Source organism: Clostridium sp. Marseille-P3244 (genome assembly GCF_900120155.1).
Lineage (GTDB): Bacteria > Bacillota > Clostridia > Lachnospirales > Lachnospiraceae > Mediterraneibacter.
The window spans coordinates 649292-662185 of record NZ_LT635549.1 but is presented as its reverse complement, the minus strand read 5'-3'; the positions used below and the strand labels follow the sequence as shown (position 1 = coordinate 662185).

The 12894-nt window shown below is 45.6% G+C and carries 13 protein-coding genes; 3 read left to right on the top strand and 10 right to left on the bottom strand.

Features of this window, described 5'->3' with window-relative positions; all coding sequences use genetic code 11:
- Nucleotides 1-268 precede the first annotated feature (268 nt).
- Nucleotides 269-1225 carry a hypothetical protein gene (locus tag BQ7367_RS14550; RefSeq protein WP_072524436.1) on the bottom strand — a complete coding sequence of 319 codons (957 nt, stop codon included), beginning with the start codon at nt 1223-1225 and terminating at the stop codon, nt 269-271.
- A 248-nt stretch (nt 1226-1473) separates the two neighbouring features.
- On the opposite strand from BQ7367_RS14550, the gene BQ7367_RS04810 reads away from it, so the two are divergent.
- The 3 genes from BQ7367_RS04810 to BQ7367_RS04800 are packed head-to-tail and all read left to right on the top strand — an operon-like array spanning nt 1474 to nt 4265.
- Entirely contained in the window at nt 1474-2805 is a 1332-nt protein-coding gene (locus tag BQ7367_RS04810) for a zinc-ribbon domain-containing protein (RefSeq protein WP_072524435.1), read from the top strand.
- Between the two features lie 40 nt (nt 2806-2845).
- Nucleotides 2846-3406: a YARHG domain-containing protein gene (locus BQ7367_RS04805; protein WP_072524434.1), complete on the top strand. Its 561-nt coding sequence runs from the start codon at nt 2846-2848 to the stop codon at nt 3404-3406.
- Entirely contained in the window at nt 3396-4265 is an 870-nt protein-coding gene (locus BQ7367_RS04800) for an N-acetylmuramoyl-L-alanine amidase family protein (protein ID WP_235837551.1), read from the top strand. The genes BQ7367_RS04805 and BQ7367_RS04800 overlap by 11 nt, the downstream gene beginning before the upstream one ends.
- Before the next feature lie 58 nt (nt 4266-4323).
- Here the strand turns inward: BQ7367_RS04800 and fic are convergent, their stop codons facing one another.
- From fic to BQ7367_RS04755, 9 genes are all read right to left on the bottom strand, one after another.
- Nucleotides 4324-4938 (bottom strand): protein adenylyltransferase Fic, encoded by a 615-nt coding sequence (gene fic, locus BQ7367_RS04795; RefSeq protein ID WP_442855394.1) that lies wholly within the window; start codon nt 4936-4938, stop codon nt 4324-4326.
- An 86-nt stretch (nt 4939-5024) separates the two neighbouring features.
- A complete protein-coding gene (gene thpR / locus BQ7367_RS04790; protein ID WP_072524432.1) occupies nt 5025-5522 on the bottom strand; it encodes an RNA 2',3'-cyclic phosphodiesterase in 498 nt (165 codons plus the stop codon).
- A gap of 22 nt (nt 5523-5544) precedes the next feature.
- Nucleotides 5545-5811, bottom strand: a complete 267-nt coding sequence (locus BQ7367_RS04785; RefSeq protein ID WP_083588876.1) for a helix-turn-helix transcriptional regulator — start codon at nt 5809-5811, stop codon at nt 5545-5547.
- A gap of 33 nt (nt 5812-5844) precedes the next feature.
- A complete protein-coding gene (locus BQ7367_RS04780; RefSeq protein ID WP_072524431.1) occupies nt 5845-7842 on the bottom strand; it encodes an IS1096 element passenger TnpR family protein in 1998 nt (665 codons plus the stop codon).
- A 163-nt stretch (nt 7843-8005) separates the two neighbouring features.
- Nucleotides 8006-8404: a hypothetical protein gene (locus BQ7367_RS04775; RefSeq protein WP_072524430.1), complete on the bottom strand. Its 399-nt coding sequence runs from the start codon at nt 8402-8404 to the stop codon at nt 8006-8008.
- A gap of 106 nt (nt 8405-8510) precedes the next feature.
- Nucleotides 8511-9380: an IS3 family transposase gene (locus BQ7367_RS04770; RefSeq protein ID WP_235837510.1), complete on the bottom strand. Its 870-nt coding sequence runs from the start codon at nt 9378-9380 to the stop codon at nt 8511-8513.
- A gap of 29 nt (nt 9381-9409) precedes the next feature.
- Nucleotides 9410-10087, bottom strand: coding sequence for a helix-turn-helix domain-containing protein (locus BQ7367_RS04765; RefSeq protein ID WP_072523737.1), 678 nt, complete (start codon nt 10085-10087; stop codon nt 9410-9412).
- Between the two features lie 31 nt (nt 10088-10118).
- Nucleotides 10119-10664 carry a hypothetical protein gene (locus BQ7367_RS04760; protein WP_072524429.1) on the bottom strand — a complete coding sequence of 182 codons (546 nt, stop codon included), beginning with the start codon at nt 10662-10664 and terminating at the stop codon, nt 10119-10121.
- Nucleotides 10665-10729: 65 nt separating this feature from the next.
- Complete coding sequence (locus tag BQ7367_RS04755) at nt 10730-12829, bottom strand: sodium-translocating pyrophosphatase (protein ID WP_072524428.1); 2100 nt, start codon at nt 12827-12829, stop codon at nt 10730-10732.
- Nucleotides 12830-12894 lie beyond the last annotated feature (65 nt).

Genomic DNA, 12894 nt, shown 5'->3' with positions numbered 1-12894 from the left:
TTTACCATTTTTATTCAAACATTATCACACAGCCCTTGGAAATTTCAATGGAAAAAGTACAAAACAAACTGTTCTTGCGCGCAAAAAACAGACACATGCTTCTTTTTGCAATATGCCTGTTTTCTTTTTACAGTGTATGCAGAGGAAAAGAAAGTCATACTCTCTTATCCGTCTAATTTATAATTCATATCTGCATTCGTCCAAAATATCATATACATGTCTGCTCTGCTCATGGATCCGGCGGTTTCCTGCTGTTAAAAGATTCCGTCTAATATAATATATAGTTCATTATAGTACTGATGTAATTCCTGATGATCAGATATACTACAAGAAAACTGATCACGCTCATACACAGTTTTGTCAGGAAATATGCATAAGGCCTGCGATTCTCATTCATCCTCACGCATCCCTGATAGGCAGAAAACTGTATGTAAACACTGATCGGTGTTGCGAAAATCAATACAACAAAGGCCGCATTCCACGAGATGATCCCCAATATGATCACAAGCAGAAATACGATTGTATCATAAATGCACCTGCCTCCGATGACATTGAACATCGTATTGACGTTCGTCGTTCCTTTAAAAGCTCCGGTAATTGACTTTAAGAGCACAGCTTCCAGCAGATCAACACCTGCCGTCAGGAGAAGAGTAAGCAGAATAAGCTGAAAATACGGCATGTCAATCGTTACGAACCCATAACTGATCTCTCTGATCCGGCTGGATATTACCAGCATCGCAATGAGCATAACAACAAGGAAGATGACCGCTTTTGCGATGATCAGCTGGAGCCCTGCACTGCTGCCTGCCGCTGAAATTTCCCGGACTCTGCTCACAGGAGCTTTTAATATGGGAATGATCTCTGAAAACATATTTTTTGTTCCGGATATAATCACGTCTTTCTGACGATTGATCCATTCAGACTCCTTCGTGGTGCCGCCCGGCTGTCCCTGCTGGTAATACTGCTGTTGGGATCCCGGCTGTCCCTGCTGATACTGCTGCTGAGCTGTTCCTGTCTGTCCCTGCTGATACTGCTGCTGAACTGCTCCTGTCTGCCCCTGCTGATACTGTTGCTGAGTCGCTCCCGACTGTCCCTGCTGATATTGCTGCTGGCCCGCACCTGCCTGCTGCTCCGCGTTCTGCGTACTGCCGGCACTCTGGGAAGTACAGTTGCAGACTTCACCATCTTCAAGCTTTCTTCCGCATTTTGTACAATATTTTGCCATTGTTTTCTCCTCCTGCCCCATAGATTTCCTTTATAAATTATTTATAAATCTACAGTTTTATTATAGAAAAGACCTCCCTTTATTGTCAATATTTTAAACATCTTATTACCTTGTAAATTCTGCAGTTTTTTTGGAATTTTTCCAATATAATTTTGCTGTTTTATATTGAAAAAAAGCACAAAAAATTTATAATTATACATATAAAGTCATTTATATCAATTTACGCCATAAAAATAGGAGGTAAGATCATGCGTTTTTGTCCATCCTGTGGAACTATGAATGGTGACGATGACAGATTTTGCGAAAACTGCGGAACAAAACTGGATCGGGAAGACAACACAAATCCCCAAAATCCGGACTCACACGCCATTCCTGACGAAGAGTATCATAATGCCGGCCAGCAGACAAATGAGATGGAGGGCTCTCTCCACTACGATGATAAAACGGTATGGGAAGAGCAGATACCGGCGGCCCCGATTCAAAAGAAGAAACTGTCAAAACTCCAGAAAGCCGTAATCGCAGAAGCAATATGCCTGATCGTGGCTGTCGCGGCTTTTTTCGTAGCCGGAAACCACAAATACAGTCCGGAAACGGTGGCTGAACGTTTTTTCGCCGCGTATGCATCCGGGGACTGGGAAACCATGTATGCACACCTGGATCTTCCGGAGGGAGCTTTCCTGCAGGAGGATATGTTCGAGAAAATGATGGAAAATTCTCAGATCCAGGGCATTACCAATTATAATATCACGCCTGCGGGCGGCTCGGAGGACGGTATTTCACGAAATTACTCTGTAGAGTATTCCATTGCCGGATCCGGAACGTCAAGTATGAATTTATCCCTTGTGCAACAAGGAGATAATGAAATGCTCTTTTTTGATAACTGGAAGGTATGGATGGACGGAATCCTCTCCGAAGATTATCAGATCACAGTGCCGGCCGGAACCCGGATAGCTGTCGACGGAACAGAACTTTCAGATGACGCCAAAATTGCGTCAGCCGGCAGCGGAACAGACACCTATCAGTTAACTTTATTCAATGGTGTCCATACGATCACCGCGGCGGCACCCTGGTGCGAAATGTACGAAAGTGAATTTAATACTTCGGAAGGCGGCAGTCTGGTCCTGTCAGGGCTGACCCCCACCTCCGAGGGATCCCTGGCATTCCAGGCAAAACTGCAGGAAATGCTGGAAACATTTTATTCTTCGGCTGCGTCAGGAGCAGACTTCAGCGAGATTGAAGGAATGTTTGCCGCGGAAACGGAAAATACCGATATTTATGACAATATAAAAGACCGGTATGAAGATCTGAAAGACTCGATGTCTCATGATGCCGACGATTACTATACGTTCAATCAGATCACCTTCGACAATTTCTCTTTTGAATCTTATATGGAGAATGGAATGCTCATGGGAGAACTTTATTTCGATTATACGATCGCATACACCTACAGCGGCTTCGGCGGTACCCGAAGCGACACCTCCACCGGGACTAACAACAGCGTAAGCGCGGTTTTCATATATGAGGAAGACACCTATAAACTTATGCCTGCCTCCATTACCAACTACTTATGGTGGCAGTAGGACGCCGGTTGTTTCATAAAATGGATGGAGGGTATATAGAATGGAAAAAAATACAACGAACAATACCGTATGGAAATGCATGGCAGCACTGCTTGGACTGTTGCTGGTCATAGTGATCGCGGGAATCGTGCTGCTTCTTATATGGCCTGTGGGATCCGGCAGCGGCAGATCCGTACTGGAACCGTCACAGACAGAACTGCAGGCCGCTGCCCCTCTGGATTCGGAAGCGCAGGTCAGCCAGGAAATCCAGGTCACAGGTTCAGCAGCTCCGGCCGCCGATGATAATGAAGATCTGACCGCAGATTATATTATCCCGGACAGTGACACAAAACTTCTGACTGACTCGGATATCGAGGGATTGTCAGCACGGGAGCTGAACTATGCAAAGAACGAGATCTATGCGAGACATGGACGTATATTTGATTCCGCGGAGCTGAGGGAGTATTTTGAGAGTAAGTCCTGGTATGACGGCCAATACACCGCGGATGAATTTGACGAGATGAGCGGCTCGGTCCTGAACGCGACAGAAAAAGCGAACGCGGAGTTCCTGAGCGATGCGGAAAATGAACTTTCACCGGGAGGGTATCAGCTTGATCAATAAATGGGGATATAAGATAAAAAAGCAATTTCCGGCAGTTCTGTTTCTGGCGCTGGTCCTTTTGCTGACCGCCTGTGCCTCCAATGAAACGGGAGATGGACAGGAAACTGCGGAAAACACAGAGGATACTGAGCAGGATGCGCCGGATCTTGTGATCGAAATCGAGGACGATAGCTTCTCCAAGGACAGTTCTGAACAGGAAACCGAAAACACAGAACCGGAGATCCCGGAAAAAGACAAAATTATTGTACTGGATCCGGGCCATTCCGCGGTTGTGGCCGGGGGAACAGAGCCCCTCGGCCCCGGTTCTGCGGAACTGAAGGCGGCAGACTCTACCGGAACCAGCGGTGTTTCTACCGGACTTGCGGAGTATGAGCTGAATCTGCAGGTAACCCAGAAACTGAAGACAGAACTGGAGGCCAGGGGATATACTGTCCTCCTCACAAGAGCGTCAAATGATGTGCCGGTAAGCTGCGTCCAGAGGGCAGAAGTCGCCAACAGCGCGGGAGCGGATGCTCTTGTGCGGATCCATGCCAACGGAAGTGAGGATCCTTCGGCCCAGGGGGCTATGACGATCTGCATCACTCCATATAATCCTTTCTACCCGGCGCTTTATCAGCAGTCCAGAGCCCTTTCAGACAGTATTATTAACGAATTGTGCGCCGCGGCAGGCTGCGAAAATGACGGGGTGTGGGAGACGGACACCATGAGCGGCAACAACTGGAGCCAGGTGCCGGCCACTATCGTGGAGATGGGCTATATGACCAATCCGACGGAAGACGCCCTTATGGCGACAGACGAATATCAGAACAGCCTCGTCCAGGGGATCGCCAATGGGATCGATGTGTATTTTGGTTATTAGGAGGGAGTGTTTCAATATCTTTGCGTTTCGTCAGAAGCGGGAAACGGTTAATTCCATTTTAACTCCCAGCCGCAATTTCTTCTGTTTTATATAGATTATATCCTTCATAATAATAACTCACATCAATTCCCTTCATGTACAGACTTCGATCTGAAACAGCGTCTGTCAAAGCGGATTTCAATAACACCTTAATCTCAATATCTTTGACCGGACTGCGTTCCATAGCAAGCAAATAGTCTCCTTTGTCAACTTTACTCCAATCTATAACCTGCTTTATCTCCTTTTTTAATATTTGATCCAGCCAGATTCTGGTACTGCGCCCGTTCCCTTCTCGAAAAGGGTGCGCCACGTTCATTTCTACATATTTTTCAATGATTTCATCATAGGTTCCTTGCGGCATCTTATCTATATTTTCCAACGCCGCATGTAAATACATTACAGGCGCAAAACGGAAATTCCCTTTGGCTATATTTACCTCTCTGATCTTCCCGGCAAATTCATAAATCTCATCAAATAAATACTTATGGATTTGGGACAATCCTTTAAATGTTCCTACTTCAAAGTTATCCAGCAAATTTTTTTCAAATAGTTCTATCGCTTTTGCCTTACTTATTTTTTCTTCTTCTCGAGCCAGTTCTGCAGAATTCTCAATTCCTAATTTATTTTCTAACATCACACAGTTCACCTCCCCAAAATAACGATTTCTGATTTTCTTCTAGTATATCACACTATTTTTACTCCATGGCAAAATTAATTATATCAAAACTCAAACTGGATCTCCCGATATTCCGTCTTCCCGTTTTTCATCTCCGACTTCATAAGGGAAACCTTTTTTACCGCCATCTCTGCCTTTGGAAGATGCACCTGATAAGGCTTCCTGGCAGACACCCTGCGGATCAGTGTGATATGGGGGACAAATTTATCTTCATCAAAAGGTATCCCTTCCTTTTTCAGCGCCCCGCGCAGATCCTTTACATAGGATTTCAATTTCTGATTGCCTTTGACTCCCGCCCACAGAAGGTTTCCAAAGTTTCCTTTCTCTGAAAGAGCCAGCCGGAACTCAGGAAGAGGAACATCCGCCAGAACATTTTTCACCCGTGCCGGATCATCGTACTCCCCGATAAAAGCCAGTGTCAGATGCAGGTTTCTCGCCGGGACATAGCTGCCCTCCACTCCCTGTTTTTTCAGATCATGCATACAGGCGACCAGCGCATTTTTCATCTCATCCGATAATCGGATCGCCACAAACAGTCTCATGCCTTACGCCTCCTTTTCCTTTTTAAACCTGTCCATACTGCCGCAGCAGTCTTTCCCCTTCCTTTTTCATCTGCTCTGCCATCTCATCTGGTCCGATGATCTTAACTTTTTCTCCCAGAGAAAATATCCATCCCAGGAACTGGCCGCTGACAAGAACTGTTACATTTACCGTAAAATGATTCTCATCCGCAGGGATCATCATGACTGATTTCCCGAAGCGGTCGATGATAACGCCGGCAAGGCTGTTATCCACCAGAAGCCTTACTGTCTGCTCCCTGCCTCCAAACATGCCAAAACTTTTTTCTCTGTCCTCTTCTCAAAACTACTTTTTCCCGCAGCACTTCTTATATTTTTTCCCGCTCCCACATGGGCATGGATCATTGGGATATATCTTTTTCTTTCCGGTTACCATTTCCCCTGAAACTCCGCTCGGCATAGCCATTGTCGTGATCTCATCCGCATTGTAGTCAAGATCCAGATCAAATCCCATTCCCCCAATCTCATCCGCAGCACTGCCGAGCAGTTCTGCCGCCCCGCTGCTCATAGGGACGATCACCGGGCGTTTTCCCTTTGGCATAGCCGGCATACTCCTCATCATCTCAATGGGAGTATGCCCTCTGTGAATCGTCATTCTTGTATGATTATTCACATCCGGGATCAGCTCCGCAAATTCCTTCAGCGCATCCTCGTCCGGGAAGACGATGTTCTCCTCTCTGAACATTTCCATGACATCCGGAAAATCATTTCCCACACTCAGCTGACGCCAGATCAGCGCCAGAAACTCTTCTGCTTCCTCCAGGCCAACCTCCAGCACTTTTACCAGAAACGTCTTCAGTCTGCAGTAGTACAGATCGCTGGTAGGGTATCCGTTTTCCGTATAATCCAAAATCTCTTCCGGTCCGGGAATATAGAAATCTTTCCCTTCCTGGATCTCTTCCAGTTTTAGAAACATGTCGTCTCTCAGGAGTTCCTTATCGATCACCCTCCCATTCCGCAGCACGCACAAATTCAGATCCTCCGGTACATTGAAGAAGAATGTCTTAAACTCCTCCGGCGTTACTTTATGCCCCAGACATTTTCTCAGCATTCTGCGGACAATCTGTTCCGGCGCTGTCCCGTAAAACATCTCCACCGCCATCAGGCAATGGTACATCCAGAATGTCCCCTTTCTCTTTTCCTGATATTCCGGCGTATTGATCTTTTCGTAAACGCGCACAACCTCCCTTGGGACTTCGGCATAATCATCATGGTAGATCACTATGTATGCCAGATCATAGAGCTTCTCCAGTTTCCTCATCTCATCCCTCTCGGGATAAAACCCGTTTTCCTTCGCCGCCGCTTTCTCAAATTCCCGGATCTCGTCATCGCTCAGGAGCAGCATACGCTTTGCCATCACCTCCGGTTTCAGGATCTCATCCCGGATCCGTTCCGCCAGCTGACTCTTGTTGAGGGATGTGAAATGAGAAAGCCCTAAATCTCCAGCCATTTCCAGAAGATCTTCCCTGTCTGCGCTGAAAAGAAATTCTCTGAGATCTGGTTTTCGGGACTCTTCTTCTCCAGACATTCCGAATATCTGCCCTCTGGCTTCTTTTTTCATCTGCCACACGTTTTCCTCCAGAATATCCCGCAGTCTGTCTACACTGATATCAGCCGGATTTCCCGATTCTTTTGTCTCTTCCAGTATTTTTTCTGTCACTTTATCTGAGAAAGCGCGGGTCAGCTTCTCCGCGAAGTCTTTCATCATAGAATTTCCGGATTTCTCGTTTCTCTCTGTACGGTCTGTGGGTTTTTCCGTCCCTTTGATCCCGCACCTTCCGGCGCTCTGCTCCTCTGCCAGTTCAGCAAAAGTCCTGTAGTCCGGTTCTCCATAGGAGACCGGATACCGCTTCCGCAACTTTCCATTCACAGTCTCTGTATCTGACCATTCCCGGACCGGCCTGCTGCCCTTCTGTTTTAGGACAGATGGCCACGGGATCCTGTCTGGCAGCCTTTTTTCGATCTCAACCCGATATTCTTCGCCGTTGCCCGGGCGGAATGTAAACCATCCTTCTGTATCAGCCAGCGTATCGATATATGTATCGGAAGCGCACATATAATCATAGTAATATGACGTAACATGCCGCTCTGCCTCTGTCCATTCCCGGATCTGGATCCCCGCATGGTAAAATTCATACTCATAATCAGAGGATATTTCCGTTTCCGTAATCTCCTCCAGAATTAGCGCAAGCTGGGAAAAAGTGATCCCGGATGGAATGACACAGCGCCTCCATACCGGTGGTTTTGATTTTTTAAGTATTATTTTTAACTGATATGATTTCATCTTTCCTTCTTCCTTCTACTGATCTGTAAAATATCTTCTTTCCTCTGTTACGAACAGTATATCATAATCATAAAATTTGTTCTTACTTTTTCCTTAAGTTTCCTTCTTTCATTTGAACTTAACAGCTTACTGTCAACACAATCCCGGCTTACCTCATCTGCTTTTATTCATCGTTTAATATAAAAGCTACTGCCTGTTCTATGGACTGTTCCAGCATCGCACTGTCTGATACATATATAGTATAATTATGTTCTCTTGAAACGGTCTGACTGGTACTCAGAAGACTGATTTTCCCATCATTTTCAGTATACTGGAATCGGCAGCTTTCGTTTTTATAATCAAAGAACCCCACCTCCATCTTTCTGGTTCTGTAAACCTCAACCTCCTCTTCCGTCTTTTCATTTACATAATTTCTTATCAATTCAAATGCCAGTTCTCTGTCAAATTCTTCATATGTCGGCTCAAAAATTAACTGACTGCAGCTTTCATCCAAATTTGACTGGCCGTTCTTTTCCTCATAAAAGCTTGCCAGATTAATCTCATATCCTTCTCCTCGATACATAAAATAAAACTGTTCATAGGCATGAAATGTGGTGTGCTACCCGTCAAGTAGACAATGAAAAAAATATAAAATTTTTGTGTTGCCCGGCTTGTGCCGGGCAATCTTTTTATGCGGCTAATAACCGTTCATGAAATTCAAACGGTGTTAATACATCAAGGCCCCTTTGCGGGCGGTCATTTATGTAATAGTCTATATATGCCGTTATCGCTTGTACAAGTTCCTCTCTGGTATGATACTTCTTCCCATAATACATTTCGCGTTTTAGTATCCCCCAGAATCCTTCCATAGGTCCATTATCCGTACAGTGTGCTACTCGGGACATGCTCTGTGTCATTCCCGCGTCTATTAGCTTTTGGTGAAACGCGCGGGAGGTATATTGGAAGCCCCGGTCACTATGAAAGATTGGATGAGCTCCCGGATTGTTCTTTACTGCCTGATCGAAAGTATCAAATACCAATTGATTGTTATTGTGATCACTTAACACATATGCAACTGGACGATGATCACATAAGTCCAGAATCACACTCAGGTATAGCTTATGGATATGATCAAATGAAGTGCCATACTTAAACTCTGTTACATCAGTTACCCATTTCTTGTTCAGACCATCTGCATGAAAGTCTCTGTTTAAAACATTTTCTGCTATAAAAGCCGGATTTTTTGATGGCCGGGTACAGCCGTCATAACGATATCTCAAGTTTGATCTTATCTGCTGTTTTCTGCATATGCGCAGGATTCTTTTGTCATTTACTTTGATGCCGTTATCGTGACGGAGCTTGTCATTTAATCTCCGATATCCCATGTCAGGATGTTCTTGATGGATTGCTTCCAACCGGTCAGAAATCTGTTTGTTCAGCCGGTCATTTGCTGTTTCTATACGGTTCAGCCATTTGTAGTAAGCCGCTCTTGTAATGCCGCCAAGTTTACATAAGGATCGGATCGAGTAATGGTGTTCTTCATGTTCCTCTTTGATCACCTGATAAATGTGTTTGTTTCTTTGCCGGCTCAGCCCCGCCTCCTTTCGATTTCTGCAAGTTTTTTTAGGAAGTCCGCCTCCATTTGCGCGTGTTCTTTTTCTGCCCGCAAAATCCGGTTTTCTGCCCGCAGCTTTTCGAGTTCTGACATTTCCGCTTCTGGTTTTCGTTTTCCACGTCTGTCACGAAGAGCCTCCACTCCCTGCTTCTCGTATTTTATAGTATAATTACGTGCCTGTTGGTAAGAAATCTTAAACTGTTCTGATGTCTTGGCATAATTATGATCATGGGCAATGCAGTATTGCACGATTTCGACCCGTTCATCGAAAGTGGTTTTTCTTCCTTTGGTCATGATAGCATTTCCTCCTGTTCCGGAAGCTTTCAGCTTCTCATGTCCATTATACCTCAAAACCCACTTCCTGATTGTATCTTCGGAAGGAATGTTATAGGTGACTGCCAGTTCCCTGTAAGATCCTTCTCCGTTTAGATACGCTTCAACAACATCTTTTTTAAAGGAGGCTGAATAGGATTGATTGTGCCCTGTTCTGAGGAAAGCGGATTCTCCAAATGCTTTATACTTGTTAACCCATCTTCTAAAAACGGTTTCATTCACTCCAAGTTCGCTGGCGTGTGATAGATAGGATCCGTTTCCTGAAATGTAATCTTTTACAGCCTGCAGCTTCACTTCTGGTAATATTCCTCTAGGCATAATAAAACTCCCCTCCAGATAAACAGTTTTATTATTTCAACTGTCTACCTAAAGGGGAGCATATCAATGTCATGTTCGAGGCCATTCCTTTTTCATTTGTAATTTCATAAGTTTTTTCATCTTCCTCTCCCCGGGTCGATATGCTCAGTCCCGGAGACGCTTCTCTGTTTTCAATTTCTACTTGTCTTTGAGCTATCTGATTGGATTGGATCACAGGAAATACCGTAATAAAAGACATTAAAAGAGTTGTTGTCAGAATCGAATTTACAGTTCCGTTTCTTTCTATGATCCTTACGATCTTTTCTATTTTATCACTTTCAAAAAAATTCACTATAAAAATCAGGATCACATAGACTGTCAGTATAATCGCAATGGTTTCTCCTTCCGAAACTTTTTCCAGGATATTATCCTGCGAGCGGAATAAGTAATTAATTACAATGATAATGAACACTGCAATACTAACATTTCTTATATTTTTCATTGCTCCTTTTTTCATATGCCTTTTCTTTTCATTTGTACACATCTGTTTTCCCTTCACAAACTCTTCATAAAAAGGCCGCTGTACAGCTTTTTTCATACAGTGGCCTTACTTTAGGCTGTTCAATTGCAAATCGGATTTATTAAATTCTGCATCCATCCGCCTTAAAAAATATGATAATTCACCACCAGGGCCGCGAACACGATGGATACCATGGACAGCAGCTTGATCAGGATATTGATGGACGGACCTGATGTATCTTTGAAAGGATCTCCCACCGTATCTCCTACAACGGCTGCCTTATGAGCCTCGCTCCCTTTTCCTCCATACGCTCCGCCCTCTATGTATTTCTTGGCGTTATCCCAGGCGCCTCCGGCATTGGCCATGAAAATAGCCATCAGAAATCCGGTCGCAGTGGAGCCTGCCAGCATTCCGATCACCCCATTATATCCCAGGATCAGTCCCGTTATGACCGGTGTGATAATCGCCAGAAGAGTGGGCAGGATCATCTCATGAAGGCTTGCTTTTGTACAGATATCAACGCATGTCTCGTAATCCGCGTCTGCTTTGCCTTCCATCAGCCCTTTGATCTCCCGGAACTGGCGGCGCACTTCAACTACAATACTCTGAGCCGCGCGGCCTACGGATTCCATCGTCAGCGCGGCAAACACAAATGGCAGACATGCTCCGATAAAAATTCCCACAAGTACTGTCGGATTCATTACACTCATATCGAGTACGACATTGGAACCGCCTACTTCCTGCACTTTTTCAACATAAGAAGCTATGAGCGCCAGTGCCGTAAGAGCCGCCGAGCCGATGGCAAATCCCTTTCCTGTCGCGGCCGTAGTATTTCCAAGGGAATCCAGGGCATCTGTCCGTTTTCTTACGTCAGCCTCCAGACCTGCCATTTCCGCAATACCTCCGGCATTGTCCGCGATGGGGCCATAGGCGTCTGTCGCCAGAGTAATTCCCAGCGTGGAAAGCATGCCCACTGCTGCCAGCGCAATTCCATAAAGCCCTCTTGTAGCCTCGATAAATCCTCCGGACAGCGCATATGCCGCCATAACACAGATGGCGATTATAATGATCGGAACTGCGGTGGAAAGCATTCCAAGGCTGAGTCCGCCAATAATGATCGTGGCTGAGCCTGTCTCCGATTTCCCCGCCAGATTCTGAGTAGGTTTATAGGTGTCTGATGTAAAATATTCCGTAAAGAATCCGATCAGTACACCGGCCAGCAGACCTCCCAGGATGGCAAAGTAAAATCCGATAAATTCCTTTCCCAGGATAAACCATACTACAGGGAACGCAACAATGGCTATGATCACCGCACTGGTATTTGTCCCTCTTCTCAGTGCTTTCAGCAGGGTACTCTGTTCCGTACTCTCACCTGTCTTTACAAGCAAAGAACCGATAATGGACGCCAGCACGCCTACCGCTGCCAGGATCATAGGGATGACGACAGCGTTTACCCGGTCGACAGACTCGATCTTATTAAAAGCGATCACTCCCAGCGCGCATGCCGACAGGATAGATCCCACATAAGATTCATACAGATCCGCGCCCATTCCGGCGACATCCCCTACATTATCCCCTACATTGTCTGCGATAACAGCCGGGTTTCTGGGATCATCCTCCGGGATTCCGGCCTCCACCTTCCCGACAAGGTCTGCGCCCACATCGGCCGCTTTGGTATAAATACCGCCGCCTACACGGGCAAACAACGCCATGGATGAGGCTCCCATACCAAAGGTCAGCATCGTGCTGGTGATATCCTCAATGGGAAGATCAAACACAAGCCTCAGCAGAAGATACCAGATGGAAATATCCAGAAGTCCCAGTCCTACAACAGTAAACCCCATAACAGAACCGGCGGAAAATGCCACATTAAGCCCTTTATTCAAACTCTTCTGGCAGGCAGCCGCTGTCCTTGCATTTGCTCTCGTGGCGATCTGCATTCCTACAAATCCGGACAGACCAGAAAAAAATCCTCCTGTGACAAAGGCAAAAGGAACGAACCATGTCAGAAGACCCAACGCCGCCATAATAAACAGGATTACAAACATTCCTACAAAAAACGCGATCAGGATCTTGTACTGCCGCCGGAGATACGCCATCGCACCGTGATGGATCGATGCCGAAATCTTCCTCATCCTGTCATTGCCTTCCGGAAAGCGAAGAACTTTCTGCGCCCTGCTCGCCGCGAAGACCAGAGCGATGATGGAACCGCATAATGTCAGTAACGCTAATTGATTGTCCATTACATTTTCTCCTCCATTCCTCTTTTGAAAAACAATTATTATGTATACAAATGATTATACCACTA